Source organism: Kibdelosporangium phytohabitans, assembly GCF_001302585.1.
GTDB lineage: Bacteria > Actinomycetota > Actinomycetes > Mycobacteriales > Pseudonocardiaceae > Kibdelosporangium > Kibdelosporangium phytohabitans.
Genome location: NZ_CP012752.1, coordinates 8,307,536 through 8,327,859, shown reverse-complemented (window position 1 = coordinate 8,327,859; position 20,324 = coordinate 8,307,536). Strand labels below are relative to the sequence as shown.

At 69.6% G+C, this 20,324-nt stretch carries 16 protein-coding genes; 10 read left to right on the top strand and 6 right to left on the bottom strand.

Translation table 11 applies throughout. The features are described 5' to 3' along the window. Window positions 1–41: 41 nt before the first annotated feature. Complete coding sequence (locus AOZ06_RS37625) at window positions 42–404, bottom strand: PASTA domain-containing protein (protein WP_054293732.1); 363 nt, start codon at window positions 402–404, stop codon at window positions 42–44. A 181-nt stretch (window positions 405–585) separates the two neighbouring features. Between AOZ06_RS37625 and AOZ06_RS37620 the strand changes: the two genes are divergently transcribed. Next, window positions 586–1,674, top strand: coding sequence for a Gfo/Idh/MocA family protein (locus AOZ06_RS37620; RefSeq protein WP_054293731.1), 1,089 nt, complete (start codon window positions 586–588; stop codon window positions 1,672–1,674). Next, a complete protein-coding gene (locus AOZ06_RS37615; RefSeq protein WP_218921846.1) occupies window positions 1,671–2,525 on the top strand; it encodes a DUF6807 domain-containing protein in 855 nt (284 codons plus the stop codon). Before AOZ06_RS37620 ends, AOZ06_RS37615 begins: the two co-directional genes overlap by 4 nt. A 4-nt stretch (window positions 2,526–2,529) precedes the next feature. Here AOZ06_RS37615 and AOZ06_RS37610 read toward each other — a convergent pair whose 3' ends face one another. Continuing rightward, entirely contained in the window at window positions 2,530–6,030 is a 3,501-nt protein-coding gene (locus AOZ06_RS37610; protein ID WP_054293730.1) for an AfsR/SARP family transcriptional regulator, read from the bottom strand. Window positions 6,031–6,298: 268 nt separating this feature from the next. Between AOZ06_RS37610 and AOZ06_RS37605 the strand changes: the two genes are divergently transcribed. Then, window positions 6,299–7,147, top strand: a complete 849-nt coding sequence (locus AOZ06_RS37605; RefSeq protein WP_054293729.1) for a DUF4394 domain-containing protein — start codon at window positions 6,299–6,301, stop codon at window positions 7,145–7,147. A 301-nt stretch (window positions 7,148–7,448) separates the two neighbouring features. Here AOZ06_RS37605 and AOZ06_RS37600 read toward each other — a convergent pair whose 3' ends face one another. Continuing rightward, window positions 7,449–7,895, bottom strand: coding sequence for a winged helix-turn-helix transcriptional regulator (locus AOZ06_RS37600; RefSeq protein ID WP_054293728.1), 447 nt, complete (start codon window positions 7,893–7,895; stop codon window positions 7,449–7,451). A gap of 132 nt (window positions 7,896–8,027) precedes the next feature. Between AOZ06_RS37600 and AOZ06_RS37595 the strand changes: the two genes are divergently transcribed. The 3 genes from AOZ06_RS37595 to AOZ06_RS37585 all read left to right on the top strand — a co-directional run bounded on the left by AOZ06_RS37595 (window position 8,028) and on the right by AOZ06_RS37585 (window position 10,895). Then, entirely contained in the window at window positions 8,028–9,185 is a 1,158-nt protein-coding gene (locus AOZ06_RS37595; protein WP_236951871.1) for an MFS transporter, read from the top strand. Between the two features lie 272 nt (window positions 9,186–9,457). Further along, entirely contained in the window at window positions 9,458–10,486 is a 1,029-nt protein-coding gene (locus tag AOZ06_RS37590; protein ID WP_083472184.1) for a LacI family DNA-binding transcriptional regulator, read from the top strand. 106 nt (window positions 10,487–10,592) lie between these two features. Then, window positions 10,593–10,895, top strand: coding sequence for a helix-turn-helix domain-containing protein (locus AOZ06_RS37585; protein ID WP_083472820.1), 303 nt, complete (start codon window positions 10,593–10,595; stop codon window positions 10,893–10,895). Here the strand turns inward: AOZ06_RS37585 and AOZ06_RS37580 are convergent. Then, on the bottom strand, window positions 10,877–11,896 hold the full coding sequence (locus tag AOZ06_RS37580) for an Lrp/AsnC family transcriptional regulator (RefSeq protein WP_157233465.1): 1,020 nt from the start codon (window positions 11,894–11,896) through the stop codon (window positions 10,877–10,879). The genes AOZ06_RS37585 and AOZ06_RS37580 overlap by 19 nt on opposite strands. A gap of 98 nt (window positions 11,897–11,994) precedes the next feature. Here AOZ06_RS37580 and AOZ06_RS37575 point away from each other — a divergent pair, with 98 nt between their 5' ends. Together AOZ06_RS37575 and AOZ06_RS37570 are read left to right on the top strand one after the other, a co-directional pair. Further along, window positions 11,995–13,542, top strand: a complete 1,548-nt coding sequence (locus tag AOZ06_RS37575; protein WP_179950768.1) for an AbgT family transporter — start codon at window positions 11,995–11,997, stop codon at window positions 13,540–13,542. A gap of 49 nt (window positions 13,543–13,591) precedes the next feature. Further along, window positions 13,592–14,698 (top strand): M20 family metallopeptidase, encoded by a 1,107-nt coding sequence (locus AOZ06_RS37570; RefSeq protein ID WP_083472819.1) that lies wholly within the window; start codon window positions 13,592–13,594, stop codon window positions 14,696–14,698. Here the strand turns inward: AOZ06_RS37570 and AOZ06_RS37565 are convergent. Continuing rightward, the gene (locus AOZ06_RS37565; protein WP_054293725.1) at window positions 14,687–15,754 is read right to left on the bottom strand and encodes an aldo/keto reductase; all 1,068 of its coding nucleotides are present in this window, start codon (window positions 15,752–15,754) and stop codon (window positions 14,687–14,689) included. The genes AOZ06_RS37570 and AOZ06_RS37565 overlap by 12 nt on opposite strands. A gap of 116 nt (window positions 15,755–15,870) precedes the next feature. On the opposite strand from AOZ06_RS37565, the gene AOZ06_RS37560 reads away from it, so the two are divergent. After that, window positions 15,871–16,698 (top strand): helix-turn-helix domain-containing protein, encoded by an 828-nt coding sequence (locus tag AOZ06_RS37560; RefSeq protein WP_054293724.1) that lies wholly within the window; start codon window positions 15,871–15,873, stop codon window positions 16,696–16,698. Window positions 16,699–16,779: 81 nt separating this feature from the next. Continuing rightward, window positions 16,780–17,622 (top strand): EamA family transporter, encoded by an 843-nt coding sequence (locus tag AOZ06_RS37555; protein ID WP_054293723.1) that lies wholly within the window; start codon window positions 16,780–16,782, stop codon window positions 17,620–17,622. Here the strand turns inward: AOZ06_RS37555 and AOZ06_RS37550 are convergent. Beyond that, complete coding sequence (locus tag AOZ06_RS37550) at window positions 17,619–20,246, bottom strand: ATP-binding protein (RefSeq protein WP_054293722.1); 2,628 nt, start codon at window positions 20,244–20,246, stop codon at window positions 17,619–17,621. The genes AOZ06_RS37555 and AOZ06_RS37550 overlap by 4 nt on opposite strands. Window positions 20,247–20,324: the final 78 nt, after the last annotated feature.

Genomic DNA, 20,324 nt, shown 5'->3' with positions numbered 1-20,324 from the left:
GGCTAACCTAAGTGATCGTGCCCGGCTGGGGCAAGGACGGGTCAGTCACACTCCTCCTCCAGCTTCACCGCCCCGAAGTCGATCACGGTGTCGGCGTTGACCGTCGTCCCCGCCGCCACGTTCTGGCTGCACACCTTCCAGTTGCCGTCGACGACCTGCTGACGGCCCTTCCGCTTCGCGTCGTGCGACTGCGTGAGGAACAGGGGGTTGCCGCTCACGCGCTGGACGGTGTCCTGCGCCTCCTGCAGCTTCTTGCCGACCAGGTCGGGCATGGTCCACGAGCCCTTCGCCCCGGCCGGCGTCCCCGATCGGGTGGACGGGCTGGTCGCGCTTCCCGGACTCGGCTGGCCGCAGCCAGCGGCGAGCAGAACAACGCACGCGGTCCCGATGAGCACAATCCGCACGGGAGTCCCTTTCGTCGCAACGGGTTTCCGGTACTTCGAGACTCGCACACCCGGCCGTTGCCCGCAGCGCGGACGGGTACCGCGTTACCGTCGGACCATGACCGGGCGGCAACTGGACTGACCGGCCACCGACCGTCAAGATCATTCCGGTGAGACCGCGGGCACAGATCGAAGGACACCGATGACACAGCAGCAGAGGTTCCAGGCCGCGATCGTCGGCTGCGGGGTGGTCGCGGAAACCTCGCACCTCCCGGCACTGCGTGCGTCAGCCGATCGGGTGGACCTGGTCGCCGCGGTGGAGAGCGACCCCGAGCGGCTCGCGGACTTCCAGAGCCAGTACGACATCGCGTCGGCGTACACGTCGGTGGCCGACATGCTGTCCGACTGCCGCCCGGACCTGGTGATCGTCTGCACCCCGCCCGCCACCCACGCCGACATCGCCGTCCAGTCCCTCGAAGCGGGTGCGTGGGTGCTGCTGGAGAAACCTCCCTGCTTGTCGCTGGCCGAGTACGCCCGGATCGAGGCGGCGGAAACCGGCGGCGGGCCGTACGCGGGCGTGGTGTTCCAGCACCGCTTCGGCTCCGGCGCCCGCAACGCCGTCGACCTGATCTCCTCCGGCGCGCTCGGGCAGCCGCTGGTGGCCGTGTGCACGACGGCCTGGTACCGCGACCAGACCTACTTCGACGTGCCGTGGCGGGGCCGCTGGGAGACCGAGGGCGGCGGGACGACGATGGGCCACGGCATCCACCAGATGGACCTGCTGCTGGCGATGCTGGGGGAGTGGGAGGAAGTCCGCGCGATGGCCGGGCGGCTGGCCCGTGCGGTGGACACCGAGGACGTGTCGATGGCGTCGGTCCGGTTCGCCGGCGGCGCCATGGCGTCCATTGTGAACAGCACCCTGTCACCGCGGGAGGAGAGCTACATCCGTGTCGACCTCACCGACGCGACGGTGGAACTGACACACCTGTACGGCTACACGAACGCCGACTGGCGATACACCCCCGCGGTGCACGTGCGTGACGCCGAACGGATCGCGTCGTGGACCGACCTCCCGCAGGACGTGACCAGCTCGCACACCGCGCAGCTGCCGTACTTCCTCGACGCCATGGCCAAGGGCGAACGGCCGCCGCTGTCCGGCAGGCAAGGACGCGAGGCGCTGGAACTCGTCGCGGCCATCTACCGGTCCGCCTTCACCGGGCAGCCGGTGCGGCGCGGCGACATCGGCCCGGACGACCCGTACTACCACCGGATGGACGGAGTGACCGAGTGACCCTTGTGGACGACGGGCGCACGCTGACGCTGATGGGCGCGCACACCGCTCTGTTCCGGTACACCTACCGCCCGGACACCCCCGCGTTCGAGTGCCCGTGCCCCAGCTTCCACCCGCTGCGGAGCCTCGACGGCGACGTCGTCACCGGCTACCGGCCGCACGACCACCGCTGGCACAAGGGGCTCGCGATGACCGCGTCCCACCTGTCCGGCCAGAACTTCTGGGGCGGCGCCTCGTACGTCACCGGCAAGGGCTACCGGGTGCTGCCCAACGTCGGCTCGCTGGTGCACCGGGGGTTCACCGGCGCGTGGACCGAGGAGATCGACTGGATCACGGCGGCGGGCGAGAAGTGGATCGCCGAGCGGCGCACGATCGACTACGTGTTCGACTACGACTCCTGGTGGCTCGACCTCACCTTCGAGCTGCACAACGTGCGCGGCGAGGCGCTGGAGTTCGGCAGCCCGACCGTGTTCGGCCGCGACCAGGCCGGGTACTGCGGGTTCTTCTGGCGCGGCCCGCGGTCGTTCACCGGCGGCACGATCCTGGCTCCGGACGGCCGCACCGGCCCGGAGTTGATGGGCGCACGCGCGGACTGGCTGGCGTTCGTCGGTGCGCACGACGAGGTCGACCGGATGTCCACCGTGGTGATCCAGGGCGACCCGGCCAACCCGAGCGGCCGGTGGTTCGTGCGCAACGAGCCGTATCCCGTGGTCAACCCGTCCTTGGCGTTCTACGAACCGTTGCGGCTGCCCGCGGACGAGACGCTCCGGCTGCGGTACCGGCTGATGATCGGCTGCGGCGCGTGGGGCACCGGCCGGATCGACGAGGTGGTGCGGACCTGGGAATGGTGACGGCCTAACGCGCCAGCCCGGCGTGTGCGCGTCCCTGCTCGTCGACGTCCCCGATCTTGACGGCGACCGCCAGCGCTGCCGTGTAATTGCGCCGCGCCTCGGTACGTCGTCCCGTCCTGTCGAACGCGTCGCCGAGACCGTTCAACGCCGTGGCGCGACCGTATTCGTGCCCGGTGAGCTCACACAACGCGAGAGCGTCCGAGTAGTGGGTGGCGGCCCGCGCGTAGAAGTTCCGCGCCAGGTGCACGTCACCGATGTTGATCAGGGAATGCGCCTCGCCCCGCAGGTGCCCGGAGTCGCGGGCGATCGCGAGGGCACGTTCGTGCTGGCGCATCGCCCGCTCGTAGGCACCGGTCCGCATCGCGATCATGCCGAGCCTGGTCCGTGCCACGGCTTCACCGACCCAGTCACCGAGGCTCACGAAGACGTCAAGCGCTTGCTCGTGCAGATCCGCCGCGGTGTCGAGTTCGTCGAGGCGTTCGCTGACGATGCCCAAGTTTGTGAGCGCGCGTGCTTCGGCGCTCACGTGCTTCGCGGCACGGGCATGCGCCAACGCTTGCGCGTGGTGGGTGGCGGCGTGCTGGTACTGGCCGGTCTGTTCCTCGACGTTGCCCAGCCTGGTCAACGCCCTGGCCGCGCCTGCCCGGTTCGACGCCGCCAGGTACATCCGCAACGCACGGCGGTAATGCTGGGCCGCTTCGCCGTAGCGCCCCGAGTGCCAGTGCACGCTGCCGAGGTTGGTGACGGCGTGTGCCTGCGCGGAAAGGTCGTTCAATCGCAGCGCGGCCTGTACTGCCTGCGCGTGAATCGTTTGCGCCTCGGCGTACCGGCCGCCGTCGAGGTAGCGGTAGAGCGCGGTGGCCAGCCGGACGGTCTGCCGGGGCGGGGTGTACACGCAGATCGTGGTCAGGTTGGGCAGTTCGGCGTCGAGCCACGTGCGGCTGGCCGTGCTCTCCAGGTCGACGGCCATGCCCGCGGCCGTCTCGACGTAGTGATCGAACAAGCGCCCCAGCGCCTCTTGGTCGTCGTTGCCGAGAGCCGAGCCGAACGCCCGCAGCAGATCGTGCATTCCCCACCGATCAGCGCCTGTGGCGTGGACGAGGTGCGCACGGGCAAGCGTTTCGAGCAGCCGCCGGGCTTCGCTCGTGCCGGTGCCGAACAGCGCCGCGGCGGCGGACGTGTCCGTGTCCAGCCCCGGGTGCAGGGCCAGCAGCCGGAACGCGCGGGCAGCGGCGTCGCTCAAGTGCCGGTACGACCAGGAGAACACCTCACCGACCGCGGTCCGGTGGTCCCCGCTGTCGTCGAACAGCTCAAGCCGCCGGTCACGATCGGCTAGTTCCTTGACCAGCCCGGACAGTGGGACGACCGTGCGTGACACGACGAGCTCAGCGGCCACGCGGAGTGCCAGAGGTAGCCGGGCACACTGCTCGACGAGCGCTGCGGCGGCTTCCGGCTCCGCTCGCGCCCGCTCGCCGACCACGTTCGTGAGCAGTGTGAGCGCCTCCGCACGGGACAGGGGGCCAAGCTCGACATGGCAGTGCGTGGTCAGCTCGGGCAGCGTGTCACGGCTGGTCACCACGATCGCGCACGACCGTGGGCACGGCAGGAGCGGCAGAACCTGCCCGGCCGCGCTGACGTTGTCCACCACCAGTAGCACGCCCTTGCCCGTGATCTCCTGCCGCAACCACCGCCCACGGCCGGCTGTGTCGGCCGGAACGTCCCTGCCGGTGACGCCCAGCGCGCCCAGCAGCCGGACCAACGCGTCCCCGGCGGCCAGCGGCTTCCGGGAGTCGAAGCCGCGCATGTCGATGTACAGCTGACCACCGGGAAATCGCTGCCGCCGATGCCCGGCCCGCACTGCGAACGCCGTCTTGCCGACGCCCGCACTCCCGGACACGAGGCACACCACGCCGTCAGCGCCGTGAAGCGCCAGTACATTGTCCAGTTCGGACAGTTCAGCGCCACGCCCGACGAACCCGCGCACACCGGCGGGCAGCTGAGCCGGTACCGCTCGTTCACTGGGCCGGGCGGCGATCAGCTCGGGCCCCGGGTCGACGCCGAGCTCATCGGCCAGCCGCTGCCTGGCCGTGCGATACGCGTCGAAGGCCTGCGCACTCCGCCCAGCCGCGCGGTAGGCGCGGATCAAACGGGCCAGTGCGGCTTCGTCCAGCGGCCGGCCGGATGCCTCGTCCTCCAGCATGCCGATGACCTCCGCGGAGGACCCCGACCGGATCATCACCTCGCCGTAGCGCGCGACCGCGGCCCGGCGCTGTTCGGTCAGCGCGAGAACCTTCTTGTGCCCAGCGAGAGCGGGGACGTCGGCGACCGGAGGGCCCTGCCACAACCGAAGTGCGGCACCCAGCCGCTCGGTGCCGCCGCCCTCCAGCAACATCCGGAAATGCGGCACGTCCACATCGGACACGAGCAGTGTGTAGCCGTCGCCGGATCTCGGCACGAGCGAGCTGTGCCCATGGGCGTGCCTGTCCGGCTCCAGGAGCCGGCGCAGCTTGCGGACGTACGCCTGGATGACGTTGGTCGCGCTCGGCGGTGGTTCTTCGTGCCACAAGGCTTCCGCGATGTCCGCGCGTGACGTCGGCTGCCCGCAGTCGAGCGCGAGGATGCCCAGCAACGCCCGGACACCGCCTGACCCGAGGTCGAGTACGCGACCGTGGCGCCACAGCCGCAACGGCCCGAGTGCCTGGATCCGGATCCCGTCCGCACTCCGGCCGAACTCCGGCGCATCAGCCGGAACAGGCCTCGACGCGGGACTGGCTGCCGTGACAGGGAAACCCGGCGGGCAGCCACGCAAGATGTCCTCGTTGGCGGCGGTCAGGTCCCGCCCTGGCGTGGAGCCCAGTTCGTGCGCGAGCCGCTTGCGAATCGCGTGGAACACCGCGAATGCCTCGGCGCGCCGGCCAGTCGCCTGGTAGGCGCGGATCAGCCGTGCGTGGACCGCCTCGTCCAGTGGCTGGTCGGCCGCGGCCTCAGCCAGCATCGGCAGCACATCGGCGGCGGCGCCACGAGCGATCATCATCTCGCCGTAGCGGATGACGACAGCATGCCGCTCCCGTGCCACCGCACGGATAGTTGGATGCCCGGCGAGCGCAGGGATGTCCGACAGCGGCGCACCGTGCCACAACTGCAGAGCCCGCCTCACCGAGAGTGCGTCGGAACTCGGTGCCAGCTCACGGAACCGCGTCAGGTCGCTGTCCATCAGCAGCGTGTAGCCGTCGCCCGTGCGAGGCAGGACTCCGCTGGCGGCTCGCGGCGCACGCCCGGGTTCCAGCTGCCGACGGAGGTGTTTCACCCTGGTCTGCAGGATGTTCACCGCGGTCGCCGGTGGCCGCCTGCCCCACAGCGCGTCGATCAGCTCAGCCCGGGACATACCTTGCCCGCCGTGCAACGCGAGCAACCCCAACACCGCGCGTTGGCCCGTGGACCCAAGGTCGATCCGCTCGCCTTCGGAACACCACGCCCGGACCGGCCCCAGCACCTGGACCCGCACGCGCCCACCTCCACCGCGATCAGCCGTCGATGGCGACGGTAGGAGGATTTCGCGGCGTGCGGCAAGACAATTCGCCGATACCAGCTCACTTCGACGGTGTTCAGCCGTGTCACGGTGCCCCGTTCGGCGGAGAAATCCCATGAACCGATCTCCACAGGGGAGAGAGAAGGGACAGGAACCCAATTGGCTCGCGCGACAAGCGTTCAGCCGCTGTCCAGTCCGGCCGAATAGTTTCGTGCCGTCGAAGAACACGAGAGGGGAAAGCTCAATGGGCTCACGGTTCTCCAGGCGGATCGGGGTGGCGGTGCTCACCGCCGCGACAGCGACCGCCGTGGCCGTCGGGGTACCCGCCAGCAGCACGGCGGGAACAGCGCCGAGCCTCCAGGTGTTCGGCATCCTGGCCAACGGCACAGTCATGGCGGCGTTCAAGACCAACACCCCGCAGCAACTCGACTGGGTCAGGTCGGTATCAGGCCTGACCGGCAACGACAAATCGCTGATCGGCATCGACTACCGGGTGCAGGACGGCAAGCTCTACGGAGTCGCGAACCACGGCGGGATCTACACGATCACCCTGCCGGTGAAACCCGAAGACCCAGTCCGGGTCCACAAGGTGTCGCAACTGACAGTGGCACTGCACGGCACCAGATTCGGTGTTGACTTCAACCCAGCGGCCAACCGCCTACGGGTGGTCAGCGACACAGGGCAGAATCTCCGCCACGACACCGACGGAGGCGTGACAGCGGCCGACACGAACCTGTCAGCGACAGCGGTGACAGCAGCCGCGTACACCAACAACGACCTCCACCCCGACACCGACACCACCTTGTTCGTCCTGAACACCTCGACGGACAGGGCAGCCATCCAGTCACCCGCCAACAGCGGCCAGATCGCCCCGACCGGCAAACTGGGCCCGGACGCCGACACGGACGCGGGCCTCGACATCTACAGCGACCTCACCGGAAGCAAAACAGCCACGAACACGGCATTCGGCACACTCGTAGTCGCCGGAGTCGGCAGGTTCTACGCAGTCGAGGTGCTGACCGGCACCGCGACTGAGATCGGCGCGTTCCCGTTGCCAGTAACAGACGTGGCCATAGCGCTCGACAAGAACTGACTTGTCACCAAAACGTAGTGAGCACAGTCCACGCGAGAACGACTAGAACACAAGCACAAGACCCAGCTCCAAGACGGCTTGCGCACGAGAGCAGTGCGCAAGCCGTCTTGGTTCGCGCAAGCGCGCAGACCAGTCACAGCAACTCGAGCGCGAGCCAACCCCGAGCGTGAGCGCAGAGGGCCACTCCAGAAAGAGGCTTCAGGGGCACCGACACCCAAAAAGAGCACGAGACAGGAAGAACGCCAAAGCTCCTGCCCAGAGGTCAGCCCCCGGCGAGGGAAAGCTTGTTCCGTGCAAGAAATCAAGCCGGAAAAAGCCGGGTAACCGTGTCCTCAGGCCGAAGATCCCGGCCGTCATGAGATAGAACACGCACAGCGACAGCAGCACCATCCCTGGAATCGACAAGCCGAGTCCGACTCTCGTGAGGCGTGAAGAAGTGCTCCTCGCTCCACTGCCGCAAAGCGACGAGAACGGGAAAAAGCCCACGCCCCTTCTCGGTGAGGACGTACTCCAGGTAAGGGCTGCCGTCGCCGGCGGGAACGGTCGTGAGGATCCCGTGCGCGACCAGGCTGTGCAGCCGGGCGGAGAGGATGTTCTTGGCGAGGCCGAGGTTGCGCTGGAACTCGCCGAACCGGCGCAGGCCGTCGAAGGCGTCCCGGATGATCAGCAGCGACCAGCCGTCGCCGATCGCGTCGAGCGGCCGGGCGACGGGGCATGTCGAGTCCTCGTGGCTGGTCCGCTTCGGCACGTGTCCTCCTCGCAGCCCCCGTCGGTTCCCCCGCAACCATACCGGTTGCAAAGTGCAACCGCATTATGCGAGGCTTGAGTGGTAGCAAGTTGAAACCACGATACTGGGGGAGTTGTGCCGCAGGCAGTGGCAGTGAATCGGCGGACGGCGTCGATGTTCGCGGTGGCGTGCGGGCTGGCGGTCGCCAACGTCTACTACGCCCAGCCGTTGCTGGAAGTCGTCAGCGCCGACATGGGGCTGAGCCAGGCCGTAGCCGGTGTCATCGGCACGGTCACGCAGATCGGCTACGGGGCCGGGCTGGTGCTGATCGTCCCGCTCGGTGACCTGGTGAACCGGCGGCGGCTCGTGGTCGGGCAGACCGTGCTCTCGGCCCTCGCGCTGGTCGCCGTCGCGCTGGCACCCACGGCGCCTGTGCTCCTGGCCGGGCTGATGGCCGTCGGTGCGCTGGCCGTCGTCACGCAGGTGCTGGTCGCTTACTCGGCGAGCCTGGCCGACCCGTCCGAACGAGGCCGCATCGTCGGCATCGTCACCAGCGGGATCATCATCGGCATCCTGCTGGCCCGGACGGTGTCGGGCACAGTGGCCGACCTGACGGGCTGGCGTTCGGTGTACGTCCTCGCCGCCGCCGCGGCGCTCGTCATGGCAGCTCTACTGTGGACGAAACTGCCGCGCGACGACGAGCCGCGGGAGCGGATCTCCTACCCACGACTGATCGGATCCCTGTTCACCCTGTTCGCCACGGTTGCCGTGCTGCGGACACGCGCGGTTCTCGCCTTGCTGATCTTCATGGGATTCACCGTGCTCGCCACGCCCATGGTGCTTCCGCTGAGCGCGCCGCCGTATTCCCTGTCCACGACAGAGGTCGGCCTGTTCGGGCTCGCCGGAGCCGTCGGTGCGCTCGGTGCGTCGCACGCCGGAAGGCTGACCGACCGCGGACACGGGCAGCGCGTCACCGGGATCGGCCTGGCCGTGATGCTGGCCTCGTGGATCCCGATCGCGTTGCTTCCCCATTCGCTGTGGGGGCTCGTCATCGGTGTGCTGGTGATCGACTTCGGCCTGCAGTCGGTCCACGTGGCCAACCAGAGCCTCATCTACCGCACCCGCCCGGAAGCGCAGAGCCGCCTGACTGCCGGATACATGGTGTTCTACTCCGTCGGCAGCGCCACCGGCGCCATCGTGTCCACTGTGACCTACACGCACACCGGCTGGGCAGGGGTGTGCGTCCTCGGCGCCACCATCGGCCTGATCGCGTTGCTGTTCTGGATCATCGCTGACCGGCGTCGCTTCTGACTCCGGTCGCTCCCCGCCGATCCTGCTGCCGCGCGCATTTCCTGCATCATCGTTCATGTACCGCGACCTGGCCGACCGGCTCGCCGGGCTGCCCGGACTTCGTTGTGCCGCCGTCTTTTTCGCGCCGTACCGGCTGGGAGCGCTCCTGGGAGCACGTGGTGAACACCGTTCGGACGACTGGACATGCGCGGACTTCGAACTGGGAAGCGCTCCCATGGCGTACCGCCCCGGAGGGGCCATAGGGTGGTCGCAATCAGACAGGGAGGAATCGCGTGGCACCACCGGATCGGGGCGGCAGGCCGACACTCGAGGATGTCGCGGCCTACGCGGGAGTGTCTCGCTCGACAGCGTCGCGAGCGTTGAACGAAGAGACATACGTGAGCCCAAGGGCGAGAGAGGCGGTGATGGCGGCGGCGCGTGATCTGGGGTACTCGCCGAACCAGGCGGCGCGCTCGCTGGTGACCAGGCGAACAGGTGCGATCGCGTTGTTGTTGTCGGAACCGGAGTCGAAGGTCCTCGACGACCCGTACTACCTGGTCGTCATGCGCGCGGCGTTCCGCGAACTGGCCAACCGGGGCAGCCAGATGCTGGTCATGTTCGTGGACAACAGGCAGGACATCCCCCGCACGATGAAGTTCCTCGATGGCGGGCACGTCGACGGAGTGCTCGTGTTCGCGCCGCACACGGGCGACCCGCTCGCGCCGGCGCTGCGGCAGTTGCGGGTGCCGATCGTCTTCGGCGGCTCGTCGGTCGCGAACGCCAAAGGCCTGTACACAGTGGACTACGACAACAGGTCGGGCGCGAAGATGGCCGTCGAGCACCTGCTGGCGCACGGCCGCAAGCGGATCGTCACGATCACCGGGCCGCAGAGCCAGCGCGCGGCGCGCGACCGGCTGGCCGGCTGGCGCGAGGCGCTCGCGGCAGCGGGGATGAAGACGGAAGGTCGGTCGGAGTCGGCCGACTTCACCCCGTCGAGCGGGGACCAGGCGATGCGGCACCTGCTGGAACGGGTACCGGACCTCGACGCGGTCTTCGCGGCGAGCGACCCGATGGCGGCAGGGGCCATCAGGGCCTTGCGGGCGGCGGGCCGCAGCGTGCCCGGTGACGTCGCGGTCGTGGGGTTCGACGACAACCCGCGCGTGGCGCCCGCTCTGGAACCGCCGCTGACCACGGTGCACCAGGATCCGGCCGAACAGGTCGCGCGGATGATCGAGATGCTGCTCCTGCTGCAGTCGGGGCACGAGCCGCCGGTCCGGCGGCTGGTGCTGCCGGTGTCGCTGACCAAGCGCGGCTCGGCGTGATTCGGCCGGGTTTCGAGAGCGACTCCACCGAAACCGGACACCGCCCGGGTATCACGGACCAACGGCCCCAGGTACCCGGGCGGCGAGAACGGCAGGAGTGGTGGAGATGATCGAAGAGGAAGCGGTTGGCTGCACATGCCGGTGTACCTGCGGGCGCAGCCCGGCGGGGTTCGCGGACCTCACCGCCGCACAGCGCCGGGTGGCCATGCTCGCCGCCTTCGGGTACACCAACCGGCAGATCGGTTCGACGTTGTTCCTCGCGACGAGCACGGTCGAACAGCACCTGACCAATGTGTACCGCAGGCTCGGCATCAAGGGCCGCGCGGAGATCCTCGGCACGATCCGCCAGTTCAACCAGGTCACCCCGATCGGCAGGCTCGGCGCGGTGCCTCAGCCGGCGGTCGCGTAGGCACCGTGCAGGATGTCGTGCCTGCGCCGTCCCAACAGGACGCCGTCCCGGTCGATCCACTGGCGGCGCAGCACGCCCAGCGCGACGGACATGGCGAAACCGCTGACTCCGTCGAGCGCGCCGACGTCGTCGGTGATGAACGAGGCCAGGTCCTCCTCGTCGCGGAAGACGCCGTGGTGGATGATCGACGCGGGTCCGGCCGTCATCACCGTGAGCCTGCCTGAGCGGTGCGCGCCGAGCGCGGCGAGCGCGACCGGGATGTGCCGCGGTCGCACGTCGAACGTCAGCAACGCGGTGATCGGGTAGCCGAGTACCGCGGGTTCGATCTCCACGCGCGGTCGCGCCGCGCCGCCGTCGAGCACCGACTGGAGCAGCCGGTACGCCGTCGACCTGCTGACGTCCAGTGACCGGGCGACGTCGGCCGCGGAGATCCGGCCGTCGTCGAACAGCAGCCGCAACGTCCGGAACTCCGGATCGGTGAGCGTTTCGAGGCTCGCGGCGGCCGGTGACGCGTACGCGGCCAGCGCGGCGGCCTGTGCCTTGGTGAGCCGGTCGATCCGCCACGACACGGCCCGCCGCGCGGTCCTGAGCACGAGATGGGACTGCACGGACGCGACACCCGCGATGCCGGGCAGCGTTCGCGTCAGAAGCTTGCGCGGATCCGTTCCCACCAACGGATATATGGTGCAATGGATGTCCGCGTCACCGGTCGTGACCAAAATGGACTGTGCTTCCGGCACGTCCTGCACGGCGGCCGCGACCGCCGCGACCTTCCCCGGCTCGCACCGGATCCACACCACGTACGGGTTGCCGCTGAGCAACAGCGGCCAGTGCACGGTCGAGATGACGCGCATCAGCCGGTCCTCCCGCAGCCGGTGCATCCGCCTGCTGACCGTGCTCGCCGACGTGCCGAGCACGTCGGCGACGACGTTGAGCGGCGCGCGGGGGGCGAGTTGCAGCGCGGCGACCATGTCGAGGTCGGCGTCATCCAGTACTTGCACTCCGGCATCGTAGCTTGACCAAAACGTGCACAGCCAAGCTCGGGCTTGACACAACGTTGCATAACGTCGTTGGATGCCGGACACGAGGAGGAGGTGGCATGTCCGGGGAGACCAAACAGCGGCGTTCGGTGACGTCGTTCGTGCTGCGCGTGCTCGACGTGGTCGACCGCGTGGGCAACAAGCTGCCGCACCCGTTCTGGCTGTTCGTGATCATGAGCGTGCTGGTGGTCGTCGCCAGCTGGATCCTGTCGCTGCTGCACGTCGCCGTGGTGTCACCGGCCGACGGCAAGACGATCGGCGTGAAGAGCCTGGTCTCCGACGCCGGTGTGCGGATGATCCTCGGCGACCTGATCAAGAACTTCGTGAACTTCCCGCCGCTCGGGCTGATCGTGGTGGTCATGCTCGGCGTCGCGGTCGCCGACAAGAGCGGCCTGCTGCCCGCGCTGATGCGGGCCGCGCTGGCCAGGGTGCCGGCCAAGCTGGTCACGTTCGCGATCTCGCTGACCGCGATGTTCGCCCAGATCGCCTCCGACGCGGCGTTCGTCGTGATGATCCCGCTGGCGATGATCGCCTTCCGCGCGGTCGGCCGCAGCCCGGTGATCGGCGCTGTCGTGGCGTACGTGTCGGTCGGCGGCGCGAGCAGCATCGGCCTGGTGATCACCGGCTCGGACGCGGTGTTCGCCGGGCTGACCACGTCGGCCGCGCACACCATCGACCCGGGGTACCTGGTCACGCCGGTCTCCAACTACTACTTCTCGGTGGCGTCCTCGCTGCTGCTCGCGGTCAGCATCACGCTGGTGACCGAACTGGTCGTGGCCAAGCGGGTGGCCGCGATGAACGCCGTCGAGCCGGAGCTCACCGACGTCGAAGAGCTGCCGGACATGACGCTGTCGGAGACCGAGCGCAGGGGCGTGCGACGGGCGCTGTTCGCGGCGCTGGCCTACGTCGTGCTCGTGGTGCTGGCGATGGTCCCGTCCGGGTCGCCGTTGCGCGGCGAGGGCGGCTCGATCGTGAACTCGCCGTTGATGAACAACATCGCGGTGATCCTGATGCTGTTCTTCATGATCATCGGCACGGTCTACGGCGTCACGGCCGGCACCATGAAGTTCCCCAAGGACTTCCCCGACCTGATGGGCCAGGGCCTGCGCGAACTGGTCCCGGTGCTGGTGCTGTTCTTCGCGGTCTCGCAGTTCCTCGGCTACTTCAAGTGGACCAACATCGGCCAGGTGATCGCGATCAGCGGTGCCCGCGCGCTCGACTCGCTCGGCGCGCAACCGGTGGTCATCTTCATCGGCGCGGTACTGCTGATCAGCCTGATGAACCTGCTGCTGACCAGCGGATCGGCGATGTACGCGCTGGTCGCACCGGTCCTCGTGCCGATGTTGATGCTGCTGCACATCCAGCCGGAGACCACGCAGGCGCTGTTCCGGATCGCCGACGCGCCGACCAACAGCGTCACGCCGATGAGCCCGTACTTCGTCATCGCGCTCGGGTTCATCCGCCGCTACCGGCCCTCCGCCGGGGTCGGCACCCTGATGTCCCTCGTGCTGCCGATCGCCGTGGTGAACCTGTGCGTGTGGCTGCTGATGTTCCTTGCCTGGTACGGAATCGGCCTGCCGCTTGGCCCCGGCGTGCCGGTCCGCTGAGGAGGTCCCCGTGTCACTGGCCGGATGGTGCGCGCGTCAGCTCGACCCGATGCTGGCCGATCTGTCCGCATTGGTCGCCGCGGAGTCGCCGAGCACGGCGAAACCGTTGCTGGACAGCACAGCCGAGCTGATCAGGACCTGGCTCGACGACCGGCTCGGCCCGCCGGACGAGTGGCACCGGCACGTCCAGCCCGGCCACGGTGACGTGCTGACCGCGACCTACCAGGGCAGCACGGACGAGCACGTCCTGCTGATCGGGCACTACGACACGGTGTGGCCCGCGGGAACGCTCGCGGACTGGCCGTTCGACGTGGACGGCGGCAAAGCGACCGGTCCGGGCGTGTACGACATGAAAGCCGGTCTGGTCACCGGGATCTGGGCGATCCGGGCATTGCGGGCACTGGACTTGCCGTGCCCGACCGTGACGTTGCTGTTCAACGGCGACGAGGAACTCGGCAGCCCGGTGTCGAGGCCGTACATCGAGCAGGCGGCTGACGGCTGCCTCGCCGCGCTCGTGCTGGAACCGGGCGTCGGCTGGGATGTGAAAGCCGAACGCAAGGGCGTGGGCGTCTTCACCCTCGGCACGCGGGGGGTCGAGGCCCACGCGGGCAACGACCCGGAAGCCGGGGCCAGTGCCGTGCACGCGCTCGCGGAGGTCGTCGGGCAACTCGTCGCCGCCGAGGACCGCGCGGCGGGCACCACGATCAACGTCGGCACGATCGCCGGCGGCACAGCGCGCAACGTCGTGGCGGGTGAGGCACGCGGCATGGTCGACGTCCGGGTCACCACGCAGGCCGAGGCCGACCGGGTCGACGGGGTCATCGCCGGACTGTCGGCCACGGACCCGCGCGTGCGGGTGTCCGTGACCGGCGGGTGGAACCGGCCGCCGATGCGGCTGACACCGCCGAGTAAACGACTGTTCGACCTCGCCGACGAGGTCGCGACGGACATCCGAGGACCGCTCACTCCGATCAGCGTCGGCGGCGGAAGCGACGCCAACTTCGTCGCCGCGATGGGTGTCGCCGTGCTGGACGGCCTCGGAGCCAGCGGCGCGGGCGCCCATGCCCGCCACGAGCACGTGCTCGTCGCCGACATGCCCGACCGCGCCGCACTGGTCGCCGGGGTACTGACCCGCCTGCGTGGGTCAGCGGCGTGACTGGACGGTGAGGTCTCCGAAGACCACGCTCCTCGGCAGCGGCAGGTCCACGAAGTCGTGCGGGAAGCCGAGTTCGATGGCACTGGCCTTCTCCAGCGCCGCCACGTGGTCGGCGTCGAACTCGACGTTCAGCGCGCCGAGGTTGTCCTCGAACTGCTCGAAAGTGCGCGCCCCGATGATCGGCGAGGTGACCGCCGGGTTGAGCAGTGTCCACGCCAGCGCGACCTGCGCCGGGCTCGCTCCGATCTGGAGCGCGACGTCTTTCACGACGTCCGCGATGGCCAGGTTGCGTGCCGTCAGCGCGCCGTTGCCCGCGGCCACGTCCTTGCGGGTGCCTTCGGCGCTGGAGCCGCCGTCGTGGTTGAGGTCGGCTTCGGTGTACTTGCCGACCAGCACGCCACTGGCCAGCGGTGACCACGGCAGCACGCCGAGGCCCAGTTCGGCGGCCATCGGGATGAGGTCGCGTTCCACGGTCCGCTGGGCCAGGCTGTACTCGATCTGCAGCGCCACCAGCGGCGCCCAGCCGCGCAGGTCCGCGATGGTTTGCATCCGGGCGACCTGCCACGCCGGGATGTCGGACATGCCGGTGTAGAGCACCTTGCCCGCGCGGACCAGGTCGTCCAGCGCGCGCATGATCTCGTCCACCGGTGTGGTGAAGTCCCAGACGTGCATGTAGAGCAGGTCGATGTAGTCGGTGCGCAGCTTGCGCAGGCTCGCCTCGACCGAGGCGATCATGCTCTTGCGGTGGTTGCCGCCGGAGTTCGGGTCGCCCGGCCGCCGCATCATCGTGTACTTCGTGGCCAGTACGAGGCTTTCCCGCTTGTCACCGGCGAACTCGCCGAGCATCTGCTCGGCCACGCCGTTGGTGTACTGGCTGGCCGTGTCGACGAAGTTGCCGCCTCGGTCGACGTACGCGTCGAAGATCCGCCGGGCCTCGCCGGTGTCGGCGCCCCAGCCCCAGTCGGTGCCGAACGTCATCGTGCCGAGCGACAGCGGTGAGACGCGCAGACCCGAGCGGCCGAGCAGCCGGTAGCTGTCCAGGGAGAGAGTGCCCACTTCCAGGTCCTTCCTCGTCGGTGGTTGCACGGACAAGGCTGCGCCAACCGCCCGGCGTGGGTAAGGGAACGTTTTTCCTGGGACTGGCAGTACCAGGCAGTCGTACTATCGAGGTGATGAGCACGATGGGGGACACCACCAGGGAAATGGCGACCTTCCTGCGGACCAGGCGGGAACGGCTCGCGCCGGGCGAGGTCGGCCTGCCGGACCGCAAGCGCGCGCGGCGGACGCCGGGCCTGCGCCGCGAAGAGGTCGCCGAGCTCGCCGGGGTCAGTGTCGACTACGTCGTACGCCTGGAGCAAGGCCGTGGCCTGCGGCCGTCGGCGGACGTGCTCGACGCCCTCGCGGGCGCGCTGCGCCTGTCGGAGGACGAACGGGCGTACCTGTTCGACCTGGCCCGGCAGCGCCAGGCGGGCAGGCAGCGCAAGACCGAGGTGGCCGACCAGCTGGTGCGGCTGCTGGGTGACCTGTCGCCGCTGCCCGCGATGGTCGTCAACCACCGCAACGACATCCTGGCGTGGAACCCCGAGATGACCAAGCTGGTGCTGGACTTCGGCGAGGTGCCGGAGGCGCAGCGCAACGGGCTGTGGCTCTGCCTGCTGCACCCGTCGATGCGCACGTTCTACCTGGACAGGGCGCAGATCATCCGGGAAGGCATCGCCGACCTGCGAGCGGCGTGGGCGATGTACCCGGACGACCCGACGTTCGCCCAGCTGGTCGACGAGCTGACCGGCCGCAGCGACGAGTTCGCCCATTTCTGGGCCCAGCAGGACGTGCAGGTCAGGGGGCGGGGTGTCAAGCGGATGCGGCACCCGGTCGGCGGGCTGCTGACGGTCACCTTCGAAGTGCTGACCTCGTTGCAGGACCCCGACCAGCGCCTGATCGTGTACCGGGCGGCGGAGCAGGCGTCCCAGGCCGCACTGGACGCGATCACCGGCCGCTGACTTCGCTTTTGAAGGCGATTCGCGGCTGACGCCTTCGAATCGCCATTCACAGGTGCGGTGCCGGTCGACAGAGTGAGCCGCATGACCACGCGCCTGAACAGGGTTCCCGTCCCGGCGTTGTTCGCGGTCAGCGCGATCTTCCACTACCTGGGCCCGGCGTGCGCGAGCCTGCTCTTCGGCCAGCTCGGCGTCGCCGGTGTCGCGTGGCTGCGAATCGCCAGTGCCGCAGCGGTTTTCGCCATCTGGCGACGTCCGTGGCGGCTGTTGGTGGACCTGGACAGCTCCGGCAGGCGCACACTGCTGGCGCTGGGTGCGGTGCTGGCCGGGATGAACACCGTTTTCTACCTTGCTGTCCAGCGGCTGCCGCTGTCCACTGTGGGCGCTGTCGAGTTCCTGGGGACGGTGGTGCTGGCGGCTGTCGGTGTGCGGTCATGGCGCAACGGCCTCGCGCTGCTCCTCGCCATCGGTGGCGTCGCGGTCCTCACCGACATCCGCATTGTGGACGAGTGGCTGGGTTTTGTCTTCGCGTTCGTCAACTGCGCGTTGTTCATGGTGTACGTGACGCTCGGGCATCGCGTGGCGAACACGGGGGAGGGCGCTGTCGACCGGCTCGGTGCTGCCATGCTGGTCGCGGCTGTGATCGCGACGCCGCACGGGATCGGTGACGCCGCGGTCTCCTTTGCCCAGCCGGTGTTGCTGCTGGCCGGGATCGGCGTCGGGGTGTGTTCCTCGGTCGTCCCGTACGTCATCGACCAGGTGACCATGGCCAGAGTGCGGCGCACGACCTTCGCCCTCATGCTCAGCCTGTTGCCCGCGGCGGCGACCGTGATCGGCCTCGTGGTGTTGCACCAGCTGCCCACGGCCGCCGACCTGGCCGGCGTCAGCCTGGTCATCCTCGGTGTGGCACTGCATCGAACGACTTAGTCCAGCAGGTCTGTTTCCCGGGCGCGGGCCACCGCTTCCGTGCGTGTGGTGGCCCCGAGTTTGACCAGGATCCTGGCCACGTGAGTGGCGACCGTGTTCGTGCTGATGAACAACTCGTCGGCGATCTGCTGGTTCGACCGGCCGCGGGCGAGCACCCGCAACACGTCCACCTCCCGGCGGGTGAGCCCGAAATCGTTGCGGACCTTGGGTTTGGCCACCTCGTCCAGCCTGCTGCGGCTGACCAGGCCGTCGATCCGGCTGACCAGGGGCGCGGCGCCGAGCGCCGTGGCGAGTTCCCTGGCCTCGTCCAGCCTCGCGCGAGCCCCGGGACGGTTGTTGGTCACCAGCGCGGCGGCCCCCGCGTCGGTCAACGCCAGCGCTGTCTCGTACGGATTGCCCAGCTCCCGCCACCCGGTCACCGCGGCGTCCCAAGTGGACAGCGAGTCGGATACCAGCGCCAGGAACGTGCGCCGGTAGGCCCGGGGACCGGTCACCGCGTCCACGACCGCGGACAGCTCCTCGAACCGGCTCGTGACCTCCTGGGCGAGGCGGCGGTTGCGCGGCGCGGACGCACGGCGAGCGCGTTGGACGCGGGCGCCGAGGACAGCGAGGCGCAGCACCTCGCGGACCGGGTGCGCCAGGTCGAGGTGGTCACGCAGGTCGCGGTCGGCCAAGTCCGGATCGCCCTGCGCCAGCGCCCATTCGATCCGCTGGATGGTGATCTCCAGCGTGGCCTCGGCCGCGTTCGGGGCGTGCCGGGCGAACTCCGCCAAACCCCGCATCAACGCCTCGAACCGGCTGTTCTCACCCCTGCATCGGGCGATGTCCGCCGCGACCAGGCGCAGGAAAGCGGTGTACAGCGGCGGCGGCGCGTCCGCGAGTGCCTCGTCGACGAGCGCCAACGCCTCGTCCCAGCGGCCGAGCAGCCGCAACGGCACCGCCTGCGCCACAGCGAGCATGCTTGCCCGGGAACGCCCGTGGCCCAGCCGTTCCGCTGCCCGGCGGCCTTCCAGGGCGAGCCCAGCGGCCTGCTCGTAGTCGCCCGCGGCCTCCAGCAGCCCCGCCTCCCACTGGAAAGTGGTGAGGAAGGTGTGGTCGTCACCGGCCTCGACCGCGAGGTCACGCGCGGCGGCGAAAGCCCGCCGGGCTTGCTCGACCAGGCCCGCCGCGCCGTCGAGCGCGGCGGTGACCATCGTCGCGCGGGCCCGCAGGCCGTTGTCCGACTCCGCGTCCGCGATCCGCAGCGCTTGCCGGGCGTGCACCCGGCTGCTGTCGTGCCGGTTGGCCACGACCTCGACGAACGCCAACGCCGCGAACAACCACCCCTGCGGTGCGATGGCGATCGCCCGTTCCAGGTCCTCGATGCCGGTGCCGTCGACCCGGTTGCGCAGCTGGCCGCGCAGCCCCAGCAGCCTGGCCACCTGCCGCCGGTCGGTCGCCAGGTCCAGCGCGGCCGTGCTGTGAGCGATCCCGATCGCGGACTTCCCCGCGGCGAGCGCGGCCTCCGCCGCGCGCTCCATGACTGTGGCGCGGTCGACGTCCAGCGCGTCGGACCACTGCGCCAGGATCAACTCCAGCAGATGCAGCTGTTCGTCGTACGCGCTCTGCCGAGCCGCTGCCCGCGCGGCACGCCAGGCGACGGGCAGCGCACGGTCGACCTCGCCCGCGGCGAGCCAGTGCTGCGCTGCCACGGCGCTGTCCGGTGTCAACGCGGCGAAGTGGGCGTGTAATCGCTTGCGCCGCGCGGGCAGCGTCGAGTCGTAGACGGCTTCGCGGATCAGGTCGTGCCGCACGGCGTACCCGTCCGGGCCGGCCACGACCAGTCCGTGGTCGATCAGCTCGGCGATCGCCTCGCCGGTGCACAACCCCACCAGGTGGTCGCCGGGCACGGGTGCGCCCGCCACGGCCAGCGCCTCGAGCTCGGCGCGGCGCGTGATCCGTTCGAGCAGCAAGGTCCGCAGGTCACCGGCAGAGTCCGAGGTGCTCAACGCTTCCACGAACAGCGGATTGCCCCCGCTGCGGCGGTGCACCCGTACCCCGCGCGCCTGGTCGGGGCGGTGACCGTCGATGGCTGTGAGCAGGTCCATGACGTCGTCGACGGTCAACGGGCGCAGGTCGATCCTGGTGACGGCGCGCCTGCCGAGCTCCGCGATCAGCCTGCGAGTGGGGTGGCCCGTGGCCAGTTCGCCTGTGCGGACGGTGCCGATCAGCAGCACCGGGCCCGTCAGGTTGCGGGCGAGGTACGCGAACAGTTCCCGGCTCGACGCGTCGGCCCAGTGCAGGTCCTCGACCGTGATGACCACGGGCCGGTGCTCGGCGGCCCGCGTGACCCGGTCGAGCACGTCCTCCAGGATCCGCCGCCCCGGCCGCACGCCCAGCCGGCGCATGACCGGCAGGAACGGCACGAGCGGGGAGCCCTCGGCACCGAGTTCGAGGCAGTCGCCGCGCAGCGTCAGCGGCTCGCCGGCGAGGGCGGTCGTGAACGCGGTGACCAGGCGGGATTTGCCGATCCCGGCCTCGCCGGACACCAGGACCACAGCGGGCAGCCGGTCGTACGCGGCCCGCAGCACGGCGAGATCGGCGTCCCGGCCGATCAGCTCGCGGCTCGGTCCCCGCATCGTCATGCCGCCTTTCCCGGTCCGGACGAGATGCCGTCAAGTCTGACGACGACAGGCCGCCAGCTGGGGACGAATCTGCGCAGG

Bases quoted from the DNA above. Each gene is read 5' to 3' on its own strand.
- AOZ06_RS37555 (WP_054293723.1), top strand. From the start codon at position 16,780: ATGACCACGCGCCTGAACAGGGTTCCCGTCCCGGCGTTGTTCGCGGTC.
- AOZ06_RS37560 (WP_054293724.1), top strand. From the start codon at position 15,871: ATGAGCACGATGGGGGACACCACCAGGGAAATGGCGACCTTCCTGCGG.
- AOZ06_RS37575 (WP_179950768.1), top strand. From the start codon at position 11,995: ATGTCCGGGGAGACCAAACAGCGGCGTTCGGTGACGTCGTTCGTGCTG.
- AOZ06_RS37605 (WP_054293729.1), top strand. From the start codon at position 6,299: ATGGGCTCACGGTTCTCCAGGCGGATCGGGGTGGCGGTGCTCACCGCC.
- AOZ06_RS37585 (WP_083472820.1), top strand. From the start codon at position 10,593: ATGATCGAAGAGGAAGCGGTTGGCTGCACATGCCGGTGTACCTGCGGG.
- AOZ06_RS37620 (WP_054293731.1), top strand. From the start codon at position 586: ATGACACAGCAGCAGAGGTTCCAGGCCGCGATCGTCGGCTGCGGGGTG.
- AOZ06_RS37550 (WP_054293722.1), bottom strand. From the start codon at position 20,246: ATGACGATGCGGGGACCGAGCCGCGAGCTGATCGGCCGGGACGCCGAT.
- AOZ06_RS37570 (WP_083472819.1), top strand. From the start codon at position 13,592: ATGCTGGCCGATCTGTCCGCATTGGTCGCCGCGGAGTCGCCGAGCACG.